The organism is Dactylosporangium sp. CA-092794 (assembly GCF_050948465.1).
Taxonomy (GTDB): Bacteria; Actinomycetota; Actinomycetes; order Mycobacteriales; family Micromonosporaceae; genus Dactylosporangium.
In genome coordinates, this window is record NZ_CP192044.1 from 8,719,609 (window position 1) to 8,735,365 (window position 15,757).

The 15,757-nt window shown below is 77.3% G+C and carries 16 protein-coding genes; 3 read left to right on the top strand and 13 right to left on the bottom strand.

Annotated elements, in window-relative coordinates; all coding sequences use genetic code 11:
- Window positions 1–22: 22 nt before the first annotated feature.
- Window positions 23–1,168 carry a site-2 protease family protein gene (locus ACQPXD_RS37470; protein ID WP_432826540.1) on the top strand — a complete coding sequence of 382 codons (1,146 nt, stop codon included), beginning with the start codon at window positions 23–25 and terminating at the stop codon, window positions 1,166–1,168.
- Between the two features lie 22 nt (window positions 1,169–1,190).
- On the opposite strand, the gene ACQPXD_RS37475 is transcribed toward ACQPXD_RS37470, so the two are convergent.
- The 10 genes from ACQPXD_RS37475 to ACQPXD_RS37520 form a co-directional block, all read right to left on the bottom strand.
- Entirely contained in the window at window positions 1,191–3,821 is a 2,631-nt protein-coding gene (locus ACQPXD_RS37475) for a GNAT family N-acetyltransferase (RefSeq protein WP_432826542.1), read from the bottom strand.
- A gap of 44 nt (window positions 3,822–3,865) precedes the next feature.
- Window positions 3,866–4,063, bottom strand: a complete 198-nt coding sequence (locus tag ACQPXD_RS37480) for a hypothetical protein (protein WP_432826544.1) — start codon at window positions 4,061–4,063, stop codon at window positions 3,866–3,868.
- Window positions 4,064–4,162: 99 nt separating this feature from the next.
- Window positions 4,163–4,786 (bottom strand): V-type ATP synthase subunit D, encoded by a 624-nt coding sequence (locus tag ACQPXD_RS37485; protein WP_432826545.1) that lies wholly within the window; start codon window positions 4,784–4,786, stop codon window positions 4,163–4,165.
- On the bottom strand, window positions 4,783–6,183 hold the full coding sequence (locus ACQPXD_RS37490) for a V-type ATP synthase subunit B (RefSeq protein WP_432826547.1): 1,401 nt from the start codon (window positions 6,181–6,183) through the stop codon (window positions 4,783–4,785). The genes ACQPXD_RS37485 and ACQPXD_RS37490 overlap by 4 nt, the downstream gene beginning before the upstream one ends.
- Window positions 6,180–7,982, bottom strand: coding sequence for a V-type ATP synthase subunit A (locus ACQPXD_RS37495; RefSeq protein ID WP_432826548.1), 1,803 nt, complete (start codon window positions 7,980–7,982; stop codon window positions 6,180–6,182). The genes ACQPXD_RS37490 and ACQPXD_RS37495 overlap by 4 nt, the downstream gene beginning before the upstream one ends.
- Entirely contained in the window at window positions 7,979–8,566 is a 588-nt protein-coding gene (locus tag ACQPXD_RS37500; protein WP_432826550.1) for a hypothetical protein, read from the bottom strand. Before ACQPXD_RS37500 ends, ACQPXD_RS37495 begins: the two co-directional genes overlap by 4 nt.
- Window positions 8,563–8,796, bottom strand: coding sequence for a V-type ATP synthase subunit F (locus ACQPXD_RS37505; protein ID WP_432826552.1), 234 nt, complete (start codon window positions 8,794–8,796; stop codon window positions 8,563–8,565). The genes ACQPXD_RS37500 and ACQPXD_RS37505 overlap by 4 nt, the downstream gene beginning before the upstream one ends.
- A 2-nt stretch (window positions 8,797–8,798) precedes the next feature.
- Window positions 8,799–9,212 carry an ATP synthase subunit C gene (locus ACQPXD_RS37510; protein WP_432826554.1) on the bottom strand — a complete coding sequence of 138 codons (414 nt, stop codon included), beginning with the start codon at window positions 9,210–9,212 and terminating at the stop codon, window positions 8,799–8,801.
- Window positions 9,209–10,492 (bottom strand): V-type ATPase 116kDa subunit family protein, encoded by a 1,284-nt coding sequence (locus ACQPXD_RS37515; RefSeq protein WP_432826556.1) that lies wholly within the window; start codon window positions 10,490–10,492, stop codon window positions 9,209–9,211. The genes ACQPXD_RS37510 and ACQPXD_RS37515 overlap by 4 nt, the downstream gene beginning before the upstream one ends.
- Window positions 10,489–10,953, bottom strand: coding sequence for a hypothetical protein (locus ACQPXD_RS37520; RefSeq protein ID WP_432826558.1), 465 nt, complete (start codon window positions 10,951–10,953; stop codon window positions 10,489–10,491). The genes ACQPXD_RS37515 and ACQPXD_RS37520 overlap by 4 nt, the downstream gene beginning before the upstream one ends.
- A 141-nt stretch (window positions 10,954–11,094) precedes the next feature.
- Here ACQPXD_RS37520 and ACQPXD_RS37525 point away from each other — a divergent pair, with 141 nt between their 5' ends.
- Window positions 11,095–12,006 (top strand): hypothetical protein, encoded by a 912-nt coding sequence (locus tag ACQPXD_RS37525; RefSeq protein ID WP_432826560.1) that lies wholly within the window; start codon window positions 11,095–11,097, stop codon window positions 12,004–12,006.
- A gap of 188 nt (window positions 12,007–12,194) precedes the next feature.
- Window positions 12,195–12,911 (top strand): hypothetical protein, encoded by a 717-nt coding sequence (locus tag ACQPXD_RS37530; protein WP_432826562.1) that lies wholly within the window; start codon window positions 12,195–12,197, stop codon window positions 12,909–12,911.
- A 341-nt stretch (window positions 12,912–13,252) separates the two neighbouring features.
- Here the strand turns inward: ACQPXD_RS37530 and ACQPXD_RS37535 are convergent, their stop codons facing one another.
- The 3 genes from ACQPXD_RS37535 to ACQPXD_RS37545 form a co-directional block, all read right to left on the bottom strand.
- Window positions 13,253–14,134 carry an SRPBCC family protein gene (locus ACQPXD_RS37535; RefSeq protein WP_432826564.1) on the bottom strand — a complete coding sequence of 294 codons (882 nt, stop codon included), beginning with the start codon at window positions 14,132–14,134 and terminating at the stop codon, window positions 13,253–13,255.
- A complete protein-coding gene (locus tag ACQPXD_RS37540) occupies window positions 14,131–14,715 on the bottom strand; it encodes an ArsR/SmtB family transcription factor (RefSeq protein ID WP_432826566.1) in 585 nt (194 codons plus the stop codon). The genes ACQPXD_RS37535 and ACQPXD_RS37540 overlap by 4 nt, the downstream gene beginning before the upstream one ends.
- Window positions 14,716–14,793: 78 nt before the next feature.
- The gene (locus ACQPXD_RS37545) at window positions 14,794–15,393 is read right to left on the bottom strand and encodes a hypothetical protein (protein ID WP_432826568.1); all 600 of its coding nucleotides are present in this window, start codon (window positions 15,391–15,393) and stop codon (window positions 14,794–14,796) included.
- Between the last annotated feature and the right edge of the window lie 364 nt (window positions 15,394–15,757).

Genomic DNA, 15,757 nt, shown 5'->3' on the forward strand with positions numbered 1-15,757 from the left:
ATGACCCGTTGAGGAGGGTCTGGTGAGACAGAGCCTGCGGCTTGGCACCATCGCCGGCATCCGGATCGGCCTGAACTGGTCGGTGCTGCTCGTCATGCTGTTGCTGGCGCAGATCCTCGCGTTCACGGTCGTCCCGCGGGCCACGCCCGGAGTGCCGGGGGCCGTGGCGTGGCTGCTGGGCGTGGCGGGGGCGGTCGTGTTCCTGCTGTCGCTGCTGGCTCACGAGCTGGCGCACTCGCTGGTCGCCCGCGTGTTCGGAGTACCGGTCGAGCGGGTGACGCTGTGGCTGCTCGGCGGGGCCTCCGAGCTGGGCGGGGAGCCGCCGACCGCCCGGGCCGACCTGCTGATCGCGGTTGCCGGGCCGGCCACCAGCGCGCTGCTCGGCGTCGGATTCGGCGGGCTGGCGCTGGCCCTGGGCACGGTCGGCGCGCCGGCCGGCGTCGTCGCGGTGTCCTCCTGGCTGGCCGGGATCAACGTCCTGCTGGCCGTGTTCAACCTGCTGCCCGGCGCGCCGCTGGACGGCGGCCGGGTGCTGCGCGCGGCGTTGTGGCACTGGCGCGGCGACCGCTACTGGGCGGCCGTCACCGCGGCCCGGGCCGGCCGGGCGATCGGGCTCGGGCTGATCGTCCTCGGCGCCGTGCAGGTGGTGCTGACGGGCATGCTCGGCGGGCTGTGGTTCGCCCTCATCGGATGGTTCCTGATGGCCGCGGCGACCGCCGAGGCGAACACGGACCGGTACCGGGCGATGCTGGGCCGGGTGCCGGTGTCCGCCGCCATGCACACCGACGTGACGTATGCCGAGCCGGACCGCAGCGTGGCCCAGGCCGTGGCCGACATCTACACGGCGCCGGGCGCCGTCATCGCGCTGCGCACCAGCGACGGGCGGCCCGCCGGCCTGGTCCGACCGATGGATCTCGCCCGCGTGCCGGAGCCCGCGCGTATCGACACCCCGGTCTCGAAGGTGGCGACGCCGCCGCCGGCGGTACCGGTGGTCGAGGCGTCGCAGCCGCTCGCCGACGTCGCCTACATGGTCTCCCGGGCCGGCACCACGCTCGTCGTCGACCACGGGCTGCTCGTCGGCGTGCTGGACCCGAGCGACGTGGCGCACGCCACCGAGCGGTCCGCCCTGCACCCTCCGCGCCCGGACGACACCCGCCGGCCCACCTGACCGCGGCCGCGACCCGGTCGGGTCATCCGGGAGCGGCCGGGAGGCGGCGCAGGTGGCGGACGTACGACTCGGGCTCCGCGCCGACCGCGGCCAGCCGCAGCTTGACGTCGACGGCGGTGCAGCCGTGCGGCCCGGCCAGCACCGGGTTCAGGTCGAGCTCGGCGATCTCGGGGAAGTCCTCGGCGAGCCGCCCGAGCCGCAGCAGCAGGTCCTCCACGGCGCCGGTGTCCGCGGGCGGGGCGCCGCGGTAGCCGGCCAGCAGCGCGGCGCCGCGCAGCGCCCGCCACATGGCCGGGGCGTCACGGTCGGTGATCGGCGGCAGCCGCAGCACCCGGTCGCCGAGGAGTTCGGTGTGCAGGCCGCCGAGACCGAGCAGTACCACCGAACCGAACAGCGGGTCGTGCACCAGACCGGCCACCAGTTCGACGCCCGGCTCGGCCATCGGCTGCACGACGACGGCGGGCGCCGGCACGCCGAGCGCGGCGGCGATCTCCCGGTACGCCTGCCGGACGGCGGCCTCGTCGCCGAGCCCGAGCCGCACGGCGCCGATGTCGCTCTTGTGGACCAGGCCGGGGTCCGCGGCCTTGACGGCGACCGGGCCGCAGAGGTCCGCGGCGTGGCGGGCGGCCTGGTCGGCGTCGGCCGCCGGGCGGGTGTCGACGACGGGGATGCCGTAGCAGCCGAGCAGCGACCGGGCCAGTTCGGCCGGCTGCCAGCCCAGCCCGGACCGCAGCGCGCGCTGCACGATGTCGCGGGCCCGGCCGCGGTCGAGGCCCGGCAGCGCGGGCCGGGTCCCGGCCGGTTGGCGTCGCCACGCGGCGTAGCGTGCGGCCCGGCCGAGCGCCAGGACGGCCGGCTCGGGAAGGTCGAACACCGGCACCCGCCGCCGGCCCAGGCTGCGGGGCGCGTCCGCGGCGCCGACCACGACCACCGCCGCCGGCAGTTGCGGGCTGTCGTCGAGGGCGGCGGCCATGGCGGCCATCGACGCGGCGCAGTCGTTGGTGCGGGTCGCGACGAACGTGACGACGAGCAGGTCCGCGTCGGCCGATCCGGCGACGGTACGGATGGCGCCGGCGAATGCCTCGGGCGCGGCCTCGGCGCCGAGGTCGGCCGGGTTCGCGGCGCCGCCGGCGAGGCCCGGCACCGTGAGCGCCGCGGCGTCGGCGGCGTCGGCGGCCAGGACGTTGAGGCCCCCGGCATTGCCGGCGATGGCGAGGCGGTGACCGGCGGGCAGCGGCTGGTCGGTCAGCACGCGGGCGGCGTCGAGCAGTTCGCCCAGCGTGTCGGTGCGGATCACGCCGGCCTGCTCGAACAGCGCCGTGACGGTGGCGTCCGGCGCGGCGGAGGCCGCGGTGTGGGATGCGCCGGCCCGCCGGCCGCTCTCGGAGCGGCCGCTCTTGACGGCGAGGACCGGCTTGCGCCGGGCGAGCGCCCGGGCGGTCCAGGCGAACCGGCGCGGGTTGCCGAACGATTCCAGATAGATGGCGACGGCGCGGGTGGCCGGGTCGTCGTACCAGTAGGCGAGCAGGTCGTTGCTGCTGACGTCGGCCTTGTCGCCCAGCGACACGAAGCTGGAGATGCCGGCGCCGCAGCGGGCGGCGGCCTGCAGGATGGCCACGCCGACGGCGCCGGACTGGGTGGCGACCGCGAGGCCGCCCGGCGCGGGCGCGGCGGGGGTGAAGGCGGCGGACAGCCGCACCGCCGGGTCGGTGTTGATCACGCCGAGGCAGTTCGGGCCCACGATGCGCATGCCTCGGGCGCGGGCGGCGTGCACGAGGTCGTCCGTGGCCGCCGGGCTCAGCCCGGCGGTGAGCACCACCGCGACGCGGACCCCCGCCGCGCCGCACCGGTGGATCACCTTCGGGACCGCCGCGGCCGGGACGGCGACCACGGCCAGGTCCACGGCGGCGCCGATCGCGTCCACCGACGGGAAGGCGGGGACGCCGGCGACGGTGTCGGCGTGCGGGTTCACGGCGTAGAGCGCGCCGGAGTAGAGGCCGTCGCGCAGGGCGGTGAGGACCTCGTGACCGATCCCGCCGGGGCGCCGGCCGGCGCCGATGACGGCGACCGAAGACGGCGCGAACAGCGGCCGCAGCGAGTGGTGCGCCGCGGTGCGGTCCCGGGCGCCGACCGCGGCCAGCGCCGCCTCGTCGGGCAGGGTGGGCACGCACACGCGCACGGTCCCGCCGCCGACGGTGAACCGCCGGGCCACGCCGGGCGCCAGGTCGCCGCTCACCCGCAGCATCGCGGCGTTCTCCGGCAGGACGTCGCCGATCAGCTCCGCGATGCCGGCGCGGCGGGCGACGGCCGCGAGGTGCTCCAGCAGCAGCGTGCCGAGGCCCTCGCCGTGCCGTCCGGCGGCGACCACGAGCGCGAAGTCGGCCCGATCGGCGTCGATCCGCTCGTACGAGCCGGCGGCCACGACGGTGCCGGCGTCCTCGGCGAGGAGGCTCACGTGCTGCGCGCCGCTCGGGCGCACGAGCCGGCGTACCTCCGCGTCGACGGCCACGCCGGCGCTGAAGAACCGCAGGTACCGCTCGTGCGGCGAGAGCGCCTGATGCAGGGCGAGCAGCGCGGGCGCGTCGGCGGGCCGCACGGTGCGGATATGCACGACGCGGCCGTTCATGGTCAGGCAGTCAACGCCCTCGTCCATCGGGCCACCCCTTCACGATCGGCCGGGACCGGTCCCGGCCGGGTTCACGGATGCAGGCGGGACAGGGCCCTGCCGATCAGCTCGGCGCGCTCCTCGGCGCGTTCGAGCAGGCCGGCGAGGTCGCCGACGGCCGCCTCCAGGGCCGCGACGCGCTCCTCGAGGTGGCGCAGGCGCACGAGCGGGTCCGCGGCAAGCGCGGGCGGCGCCCAGTCGATGCCCAGCGGGTTGTCCGGCCCGGTCATCTCGCACCTCCGACCAACGAACCGATGCGTCCAGCGTCGCCCCGCCGCGCCCGGCCGGGCCAGGGCCGGGCGTCCCGCCGGGACGGGACCGGCGACCCGTCACGGTCGTGCGGCGCGGATACCGTCGCCGGCCGCCTGCCGGCGCCGGATCGCGTCGGCGGCCTCCAGCTCGGCCAGCTGCGCCTGGGTGGCGGCGAGGGCGCTCTCCAGCCGGGGGATCCAGCGCCGGTCCAGCGCGCGGACGCGCTGCCGGGTGACCGACAGCGCGGCGTCGGCGGCGGCGAGCGCCTGAGCGGCGGCGGCGTGCCGGACGGCGGCCTCGGCGGCCGCCCGGTAGGCGGTCGCCGCCTCCAGCAGCGCGGCGCCGCCGGGCGGGTCCGCCGGGACGCCGGGTCGCACCTGCGGGGTGTCGGCGCAGCGGACCCCGAGCAGCATGGTCCAGCGGGGCACGACGGTCAGCGGCGGGGCGTCGGCCGCCGCGGCCGCGAAGGCGTCGGCGCCGTCGAGCGCGGCGGCGCGCGCCAGCCAGGTGCGGGCGGTCGCGTCGGCCGCCGCCCAGTCCCGGCCGGTCCGGTCGGCCCGTTCGCGCAGCCGGTCCCGCTGGGCGGTGAGCATCGCCAGCTTGCGGCGCAGCACGTCGCTGCCCCGCCGGGCGGTGAGCAGCCGGCGGCGCAGCCACAGCAGCCCGGCCCGGCCGGGCGGCAGGCCACGCACGGCACTCACGTCCCGCTCCCCGCGACGGTGGTGGTCGTGCGGTGCGCGGCGAGCAGGTCGGCGGGCAGCATGGTCAGCTCGTGGTCGGGCAGCACGAGCAGCGCCCGCCAGGCCCGGTCGAGGGTGTCGTCGAGGTCGCGGCGCTCGTCGGCGCGCTGGCCGAGCAGCTCGCGGTCGACGGTGCGGGCGAAGTCGAGGTACCCCCGGTCGGTGTCGGTCAGGCCGGGCACGCCGACGAGGTCGGCGAGCTCGCGGGCCTGTGCGGCGCGGGCCAGCGCGGCGACGAGCTGCGCGGCGACGGCCAGGTGGTCCGCGCGGGTCCGGCCGGGCCCGGCGCCGTGCCGCATGAGCCGGGACAGGGAGGCGAGCGGCTCGACGGGCGGATAGACACCACGGCTGTGCGCCTCGGCCGACAGCACGATCTGGCCCTCGGTGATGTAGCCGGTCAGGTCGGGCACCGGGTGGGTGATGTCGCCGGCCGGCATGGTCAGCACCGGCACGATCGTGACGGAGCCGGGCCGGTCCCGGATGCGGCCGCAGCGTTCGTACAGCGACGCGAGGTCGCTGTACAGGTATCCGGGGTAGGCGCGGCGGGCCGGCATCTCGCCGCGGGCCGCGGACACCTCGCGCAGCGCCTCGGCGTAGCTGGTCATGTCGGTCATGACGACGAGCACGTCCCGCCCGCCGGTGAAGGCGAGGTCCTCGGCGACGGTGAGCGCGAGCCGGGGCGTCAGGATGCGTTCGACGACGGGGTCGTCGGCGGTGTTGAGCAGCAGCACCAGCTCGCCGGCGCCGGCCCGCTCGGCGAGGGCGTCGCGGACGTAGGCGGTGTCGGCGTGGGTCAGCCCCATCGCGGCGAACACGACGCTGAACCGCCCGCCGCCGGCGTCGGCCTGCGCGGCGATCTGGCAGGCCAGCTCCAGCGACGGCAGCCCGGCGACGGCGAACACCGGCAGCTTCTGCCCGCGCACGAGCGTGGTGAGGGCGTCGATGGCGGACACGCCGGTGACGACCGGCTCGGCGGGCGGCAGCCGCAGCACCGGGTTCAGCGGGTCGCCGGCGACGGCGGCGCTGCGCTCGCCGGTGATGGGTGGCCCGCCGTCGATCGGTTCGCCGCGGCCGTTGCAGGTACGGCCGAGCCACTGCTCCCCGACGGGGATGCGCATCGGCGAGCCGGTGAACGCGACCCGGCTGCCGGAGCGGGCCATGCCGGCGGTGCCCTCCTGCACCTGGACCACCGCCAGGTCGCCGTCCACGTCGAGCACGACGCCGTGCCGGTGCTCGCCGCCGGGCAGCCGGACCTCGGCCACCTCGTCGAAGCCCACCCCGTCGACGCCGCCGATGACCAGCAGCGGCCCGTGCAGCTCGCGGACGCCGGTGTACTCCACGACCGGCCAGCCGTTCATGCCGGCCCCCCGGCGCCGGCGGAGCCGGCCGCGTCCAGGGCGGCGAGGACGCGGGCGGCGCGCCCGGCCACCCCGGCGGCGTCGCCGGGCCCGGTCTCCTCCCGGGCGCGCAGCAGCGGGCCGAAGTCGAACCGTTCGATCTCGGCCGGATCGAGGCCGGCGTCGACCCTGGCGTGGCAGCGCTCGCCGGCGGCCAGCGCCGCGTCCAGCAGCGCCGCCGCCTTCTCGGCGGTGCAGAAGGCGTCGTTGTCGACCAGCGCGTTCTGCTGCAGCACCGCCTCCCGGACCAGCCGACCGGCGACGAGGGTGGCCCGCTCGTGCTCGGGCAGGCCGGCCACGCCGATGAGGTCGGCGAGCGCGCCGACGCGGTCGGCGCCGGCGAGCAGTTCCAGGGCGCGGTCGCGCCGGCCGGCCCAGGCGCCGTCGCCGTGGCGGGTGTGGTGGGCGGCGGCCGCCGCGGCGTCGCGGGAGAAGGAGCCCGACCAGCTCACGGCGGGGTAGTGCCGGGCGTAGGCGAGGTCCCGGTCGAGGCTCCACCGGCAGCGCACGAAGCGCTCGGTGTTCGCGGTGACCGGCTCGGTGAGGTCTCCGCCCGGCGGTGACACCGCGCCCAGGATCGTGACGCTGCCGTGGGTACCGCCGAGCGTCGTCACCGCCCCGGCCCGCTCGTAGAAGGCGGCGAGGGCGGAGGCGAGGTCGGCGGGGTAGCCCTCCTCGGCCGGCAGGGCGCCGGTGCGGGCGGCGAACTCGCGCAGCGCCTCGGCCCACCGGGAGGTGGAGTCGGCGATGAGGACCACGTCGTAGCCCATGTCCCGGAAGTGCTCGGCGACGGTGACGCCGGTGTAGACGCCCGCCTCGCGGGCCATCATGGGCATGTTCGAGGTGTTCGCGACGACCACGGTGCGCGCGAGCAGCGGCCCGCCGGTGCGGGGGTCGGCCAGCTCGGCCAGCTCGCCGACCACGTCGGCCATCTCGTTGCCGCGCTCGCCGCAGCCGACGTAGACGATGACGTCGGCGTCGCACCACTTCGCGATCTGCTGCAGCAGCATGGTCTTGCCGGTGCCGAAGCCGCCCGGCACGGCGGCGGTGCTGCCCTTGACGATCGGGAAGAGCAGGTCCACCGCGCGCTGGCCGGTGTGCAGCGGCTCGGTGCCGGGCCGGCGCTCCCGGCTCGGCAGCGGGGTGCGCACCGGCCAGCGCAGGGTCAGGCCGACCGGCCGGCCGGCGACGGTCGCCACGGTGTCGTCCGGGCCGTACCGGCCGGCGCCGGCGATCCGCTCGACCGTGCCCGGAGCATCCGAGCCGGGCGGGACGAGCACCCGGTAGTCGACCGGGCCGCCGGTGGCGACGGTGCCGAGCAGGGTTCCCGGGCCGACCCGCGCGCCGGCGGCGACGGCGGGGGTGAACGCCCACCGGGCCGCGGCGTCCGGTGTGTCGCGCACGGCGCCTGCGGCCAGCCACACGGGCGCGCCGGTCAGCGGCCGCAGCAGCCCGTCGAAGATGCCGCCGAGCAGCCACGGCCCGAGCCGGGCGGCCAGCGGATGGCCCAGCGGCGCGGCCGGGTCGCCGGGGTGCATGCCGCCGGTGTACTCGTACGCCTGCGCGGTCAGCGTGCCGCCCCGGATGCCGACGACCTCGCCGGGCAGCCCGGCCGGGCCGAGCGCGACGAGCTCGTGCATGGCGACGTCGGCGGGGCCGTCGAACTCGATCAAAGGCCCGGCGACCCGGGTGATCCGCGGGGTCGCGCCGGGTTGGGTGGTCCGCGGGGTCATGTCGGGTTGGGGGATCCGCGGGGTCATGTCCATGCCTCCTCGATCCGGCCGGCCGCCGCCGCCATCGCGTGATCGACGAGCGCGGACAGTGAGCAGTCCACGGTCCGGTCGGCCGCGGTACCGATCAGGCCGCCGTCCGGGGCGGCGGTGATCGTCGCGCCGGGGCCGAGCGCGCCGGTGATGCGCTCCCGCAGCACCCCGTCGAGGCCGGCCGCCCGCAGCCGGCGCAGGGCCAGCCGGCGCACCTCGTCGTAGCGCTCCTGCCGGGCCGACAGCAGCAGCGTCCGCGCCTTCCGGCCGCGGCGGGCGAGTTCGCCGGTCGCGACGGCGGCGGCGTCGGCCGCGCCGGCCCGGCGGGCCGAGCGCAGGATCTCCTCGGCGGCGGCCCGGGCCTGCGCGAGGGCGGCGCCGGCGCGTTCCCCGGCCGCCCGGTGGCGCTCGGCGGCGTCGGCCTCCGCGGCCCGCAGGATCGCCGCGCGGACCGGGTCGAGCGCCGGGCCGGTCGGCTCCGCGCCCACGGCCCGGTGGCGCTCGGCGGCGTCGGCCTCCGCGGCCCGCAGGATCGCCGCGCGGACCGGGTCGAGCGCCGGGCCGGTCGGCTCCGCGCTCACGGCCCGGCGGCTTCCGGGAGGACGGCGAGCATGGGCAGCGGGCCGGTGACGGGCCCGATCGCCGCGGCGGCCGGGCGGGTGAGGACGACGACGGCGACGTCCGCGCCCAGCGCCCGCCAGGCGGCGCGGGCGCCGGCCGGGCTCGTGGCGGGGACGACGGTGACGCCGGCGAGCGCGTAGCCGCGCAGCCGCGCCGGGTCGCCGATCGCCACCACCGCACCGGCGGCCACGGTCAGGCCCTGCCGATCAGGATGATGGCGACGATCAGGCCGTAGATGGCGATGCCCTCGGCGAGGCCGACGATGACCATCGCGCGGCCGAACAGCTCGGGCCGTTCGCTGAGCGCGGCCAGCGCGGCCGCGCCGGTGTAGGCGACGGCGATCGCGGCGCCGATGGACGAGCCGGCGACGGCGATCGCCGCGCCGAGCAGCGCGGCCCAGTTGCCGGCGCCCCCGGCGCCCGGGGCCTGCGCGGCGGCCGGCGCGGAGAAGAGCAGCACGACCGCGAGGGTGGTCAGCGCGGACAGCAGCAGGGCGCCGGCCACGGCCGGCAGCCAGCGCCGCACCCGGGGGCGGCGGGCGCCGAGCCGCAGCAGCCCCGCGGTGAGCAGTACCGCCGGTAGCGCGGCGAGCCAGACGGCGTTCATGTCGGTACCCCCTTCTCGGGCGGCGCGATCCGCCACGGCCGGAACGGCCGGCCGGTCGTCTCGAACACCCGGGAGAACAGTTCGTAGTACTCCAGCCGCAGCGCCTGGACCCCGGCCACGAGGGCCTCGAGGCCGAACGTCACGGCGTTGCCGGCGGCGAACAGCACCACGGCGGCGACCGGCCAGCCGCCGCCGCGATGCCACAGCCCCGTGGTGCCCTGCCACACCACCGCGCCGAGCGCGGCGTGGGTCAGTCCGAACGCGGCCAGCCGGGCGAACGACACCGCGTTGGAGCACACCCGCACCACCAGGTCGAACAGCTGCACCACGGTCTGCGCGGCGCCCGCCGCACCGGGCCCGGCGGCGGCGCGCAGCCCGGCGCCGGCCAGCCCCAGCCCGGCCACCGCGAGGATCGCCCCGGCGGCGGCCAGCGGCGTCGAGCGGAAGTACCAGCCGGCGGCCAGCGCGGCGAACCCGGCGAACAGCCCGGCCCCGGCGACCCCGGACGGCGCGTAGAGCGCGAAGGCGGCCGAACCCTCCCGCCACCGGTTGACCACCCCGACGGCGTAGGCGACGGCCAGCAGCGCGCCGCCGAGCACGATCCCGGCGACGAGCAGCCGGACCGGCTCGGCGAGCGGCTCCAGCCACAGCGCGGGGGCGAGCCCGGTCGGCCCGAAGTACTCGCCGTAGAGCGCACCGAAGGCGGTGCTGGCCAGCCCGGCGCCGGCCAGGAACAGCCAGGCGCCGCGCCACCTGGCCAGCCGCCGGGGCGGGCGCAGCCGCAGCACGAGCCCGGCGGCCAGCAGCAGCAGGCCCTGCCCGGCGTCGCCGAACATCATGCCGAACATGAGCACGTAGGCGATCCCGGCCGGCACCGTCGGGTCGACGTCGTCGTAGGGCACGACACCGTAGGTGCGCACCAGCGGCGCGAAGGCGCGGTGCGCCGGCCCGGCCTCGGCCAGCTGGGTCGGCGGGTCGACGCCGCGCGGCGCGGGCAGGGGCACCAGGGCACCGCCCAGCGGCGCGATCCGGTCCGCGAGCGCGGCCCGGTCCTCCTGCGGGCACCAACCCGGCAGCGCCGCGCAGCCGTCCCGGCGGACCGCACCGGCCGCGATGTCCGCCGGTGAGGCGTCCGGCGCGGCGTCCCCGGCGGGCAGCGGCTCCAGCTGTACCGCACCGGCGGCGCCGACCACGTCCAGCACCGCGCCGAGGTCCTCGTCCCGCGCGACCAGCGCCACCCGCTGCATGCGCACCGGCCGCAGCCGCGCGCCGGCGCTCACGGCGATCCCGTCCGGGCGTCCGGTGCCGGGCCCGGCGCGGCGCCGATGGCCGCCAGCGCCGCCCGTACCACCGCGTCGGCGGCCCGGTCGAGCGCATCGGGGTCCCGGGCGCGCAGGCCCGCCGCCTGCTCCCGAGCGGCCGTCACCAGCGCCGCGCCGGTCCGCTCGACGTCGCGTTGCGCCAGGCTGAACGCCTCATCGCGGACGGACCGGGCGGCGTCCTGCGCGGCGGCGATGATCCGCCCGGCCTCCGCCGCCGCGGACCGCTCCCGCTCCTCGGCGTCGTGCGCGGCGCTCGCGCGGATGCCCGCGGCCTCGGCGCGGGCCGCGGCGAGGGCGTTGAACACCGGCCCGAGCTCGGCGGCCGCCTGCTGCTCGGGATTCGCCGGGACGGCGGCGGGCGCCGCGGCACCCGGCGTGCCCGCTGGGCGGAACCGGCGCAACAGCTCCCACATGCCCATGGCGGCGTTCCTTCCCCGCCGGCCGGCTTTCACCGGGCCCGCGGTCTCTCACCGGCCACGCTAGGTGGCGTCCGGCGGGTGGTGCAGGGCCGAAGGTCACTCCCGGGCGGGCCGCGCGCGGCGGAGGCTGGACCTGTGGGTATGACCGCGGGGTATACGGCCGGGGCCGTCCGCGCGCACGCCATGACCCGGCGGCGCATCGGCGCGGCCGCGCGTGACGTCGCGACGCGGCCGGGGCTCGCCGCGGCGCTGGACGCGTTGCACGACACGCCGTACGGCCACGACGTGCGGCCCGGACAGTCGCTGGCCGAGGCGCAGGACGCGGTCGCCGCCACGCTGCTGTGGCACCTGCGCGTGCTGGCCGGGTGGCTGCCGCCCGGCGGCGCCGAGCCGCTGCGCGCCGCCGCCGGCTGGTTCGAGATCGCCAACGTCGAGCGCCGGCTGCGCCGCCTGCGCGGCCGTCCGGCCGGCGCCGCGTTCCGGCTCGGCGCGCTGGCCACCGCGTGGCCGCGGCTGGCGGCGGCACCGGACGCCGCCGCGCTGCGCGGCGAGCTGGTGGCGTCGGGGTGGTGCGGCCGGGACGCGGACACCGATCGGGCCCTCATGACCGGCATGCGGCTCACCTGGGCGCGGCGGACGGCCGCGCTGCCAGAGGCCGGCGCCTGGGCGGCGGGCGGCGCCGCGCTGCTGGTCGCGCGGGAGCGCTGGCTGGCCGGGGCCGAGCGGGTGCCGGAGGTACCGCTGATCGGTCCCGCGGCCCGTGCGCCGTCGTTCGAAGGCTACGTGGCGGCCCTGCCGGCCCGGGCCGCCTGGCCGTTCGACGGCGTGGACGGCCCGGCGCGGCTGTGGCTGGGCGAGGCGGCGTGGTGGCGGCGCCTGGACGGTGACGGCCGGGCGCTGCTGCGCCGCGGCGGATTCGGCACCGGGCCCGTGCTCGGCGCGGTGGCCGTCCTGGCCGCCGACGCCTGGCGGGTGCGGGCCGCGCTCGCCTGCGCCGCCGACGGCGGCGACCCGGCCGCGTTCGACACGATCGCCGCGGGGGATGCCGGGTGAGCCGGCGCCGCGGTGCATCGACGCCGGCGAGCCCCGGCGGCGCGGTGCGGACCGGCCGCGGCGGGTGACCCGGCTGCGGCGGGGCAATCACATGCCGCTACCGACCGGCCCAGGTGTGGCGATGACCGGCACGGGTAGCGCGGGCGGGAAACGCCGGCCCGACCGGCCTATCCGACTGGAGGTTGTCCATGCCCGCCGTACAGACGCGCCACTACCGCTTGCCAGAGCTCGCCTCGACCGGATTCGAGATACTGCAGCCGTTCCGCGGGGTGCTCGACCCGGTCGAGTGGGAGAGCCTGCAGTACCTCGACTGGAAGTCCGGCGGCGACACCAACTTCGCGGTGCTGGCCTCGGCGCTGGGCGAGGACGACCCGCGGGGATTCTGGGAGCACGGCCGGCCGGACAAGGACGCGGTGTGGACCGCGAACGCCGCGCTCGCGCCGACGCTGCGCGAGTGGGTGACGTCGATCGGTGCCCGGTTCGGCCGGGTCCGCATCATCAAGCTGTGGCCGTCGACCGACGTGGCCACGGTCGTGAGCCGGCACCTGCACCAGGACGACAACAACCGGCTGAACCCCGAGGGCGAGGGCTGGGTGGTACGCGCCTGGCTGAACCTGACGCACGACCCGGACAGCTACATGATCCTGCGGGAGGACCGCGACGACCCGGCGAGCGAGCACCGCGTCCCGCTGCCGTACGGCGCCCAGTTCGTCGTCGACACCGAGCGGCTGTGGCACGCCGCCTTCCACACGGGCCCGCGACCGCGGTACGCGATGATCGCCAGCCTCGAGTCCGGCCCGGCCCTGCAGTCCTGGATGCATGAGCGCCAGGCGTCACGGCTGGTCCGCCAGGCGGCACCGGCCGACGAAGTCGAGGCCGACCCGCGGGGCAGCGCATCCGCCTGACAACGACGGTGCGGCCCGCCTCGGAACGGGGTGGCCCTGGCCAACTGGCCGGGGCCACCCCTCGTGTGCGATAGCGTGACCGGTGGTCACGGACACCGGCCTGCGTGTCGCAATACGCTGGGCGGGCACCACTCGGCCGCCACGCCCACCGGCGGCCGGCGGTGCCGGCGCCCTGGCCACCTCATCCACCACGCCGGCGGACGTGACCGCGCGAGGCCGCGACGGCGCAACTCGGGGCGGACCGTTGCGCCGCCAGGGGCGGACCGTTGCGCCGCGCCGGCAGGCCGCGAGCGAGGCGGACCGTTGCCCCGCCGCGGCAAAGCCGCGAGCGGGGCGGCGGATCAGTCCTTCGGGATGGTGAGGATCTCCTGCGGCACGCCCGGCGCGTCGAGGGCCACCCAGGTCTGCCGCCAGCCGGGCAGCTCGTGGTAGCGGCGCAGCTCGGCCACCCCGCCCAGCCAGCCGGCCCAGCCGGTGTAGGGCGGGTTGGCCGGGTCGAAGCCGCTCTGCACGAAGGTCAGCCGCGTCCTGCCGTCGCTGTCGGCCAGCTCCCAGGTGGAGACGACACCGGCCGGCCACTCTATCGACATGCTCCGGCCCGGCTCCAGGGCCACGATCCGCGCGCCCTGCGGGTCGGCCTCGAAGCCGCCCATCGAGAACCGGCCGCCGACGTGCGGCTCGATGCCGACCTTGGCGCCGAACCAGCGCTCGAACTGCTCCGGCTCGACCAGCGAGGCGTACACCCGCTCCGGCAGCGCGTCGATGAGAATGTCCGCCCGCAGCACCGGGCTGGTGAAGTCGACCTTCGGCGTGAGCGGCCGGCCCTCCACGTGGTCGACCAGGTTGGCCAGCGCGAGCCCCCAGAACGTGTGCAGCACGCTGCGCACGCTGGTCTCGGCCCAGCCGACCATGTCGCTCTGGCTCAGCGCCACGATGGTGCCGCCGTCCTCGCCATCGCTAAGGGTGAACTCCACGGTCGTGTCGACGCCGTCGAGCCGCCACGCGAAGCGCACGGTCCGCTCGTCGACGTGCAACGGACGCTGGTGCGGCTCGGCGCCGTCGGGCGTATACCGGCCCCAGAACGCATACCGGTGCGGCAGGTCCGCCTCGGCGTGCTCGGCCAGCCACACGCGCAGCTCGGCGGCGTCGGTGAGCGCGTGCGCCACCTCCTTCAGCGGCGCGCTGGTGCGCAGCTTCACGCGCATCGTGGTGTCGTCGGTCATGTCTCGTCCCCTTTCCGGTGCTCCCCGCCCTGGCGCGGGACGTACGGATAACAGGCCACAGCGAGCCGGAAGGCGTCTCCCTCGGCGCCGCCGTAGCGGGCGAACAGGTCTTGCAGGGTCTGCTTGAGATCGGCGAGAAACGCCGGCCGGTCCTCGGGCCGCACCCGGATCTCGCCGGACACCCCGATCGAGGGCAGCTCCGGCGCGCCGTGATCCAGCGCGGCCACGTCGGCCTGGACCTGCTCCATGAGGTCCAGCAGGTGCCCGAGGCTGAGCTCGTCGGAGGCCCGGCGCAGGCCGAGCCGCCCGACCAGCCGCGGCGACAGCCAGTAGGACCGGGCGCCGGCCTGGTAGATCCCCTCGTGGATGCCGCGCACCCGCCGCTCGGAGACCTGGTCGACCAGGCCGGCCTCGACCAGCCGCTTGACGTGGTAGTAGACGCGCTGCGGCGTCTGCTCCAGCCGTGTGGCGACCTCGGTGCACGAATGCGGCTCGGCCAGCTCCCGCAGCACGTCGATGCGCTGCGGCTTGAGCAGCGCTTCGGCCTGCTCGATCCGCTCGAGGTACAGCACGTCTCTCACAAAAAAGAGCTTGTACGTAAAACTAGATTTTGTCAATCGCGCACGGCTCATTTCCCCCGGCCGGGGGCCTCGAGGACCCTAGGGGCTGATGGTCAGGAACTCGCCGACCAGCGGCTCCATCTCGCGCGCGGCGGCGTCGACCTCAGCGCCCGGGAACAGGAACGCGATGAGCACGCCGGGCCCGAGCCAGGTGCACACCGCGTACGCCGTGCCGCGCGAGTCGGTGCGGGCGCATGCCGACTTGCCACCGATGTGGCCGTCGACCCACTTCGGCACGCCCGGCCGGCTGGCACCGAGCCGCTTGTTCAGCGCCGCGTAGAACGCGTCCTCCTGGATCGTCTCGTCCTCGGGCTGAAAGCGCGCCGCGAGGCCCCCGAGCACGATCAGCGTCCGGGGTGGTTCGCCGGTTTGCTGGTACTGCACGCCGAACGTGCTTTTCGCGTCGGTGAACGCCCCGGCCAGCGACCCGGCGACCGACTGATCGGCCGGCTGCCGCCACGACCCGAGACTCGCCGGCGCGCTCAGCGTCACCTTCGGCGTCGCCCCGACGTTCCGGGCCGGCGCCGCGCCCCCGCCGCCGGCCCCGGTCGCGGGACCCGGCAGGCCACAGCCCGCGACAAGCACCGTAGCCAGCGCCAACGCCGGCACGGCGACCCAGGCGCCCCGGCTGACCACCATGTCGGTCCCTCCCCGCGCCGGGCCGCCCGGCTCACGCGCGGACGAGTCTTGACGCCCGGCACCGCCACAGTCAATGGGCCGAAGGCCCAGGTCAAGCCCCGCCGGACCGTTGCCGCGAGGCCCCGCGAACCGAAAGCGCCACCCCACGCTCCCCACGAACCGAAAGCGCCACCCCAGCAGACCGAAAGCGCCCGGCCAGACCGGAAGCGCCAGCCCAGCAGACCGGAAGCACCACTCGGACAGACCGGGCAGACCGGAAACGCCATCCCCAGCGGACCGGAAAGCACCGCCGGTCGCCGCCGTCGAGCGTGTCGAGCGCGGCCGCACCGGCGCGGCGGGCGCGGGGAGCCGCCGGCTCACGACA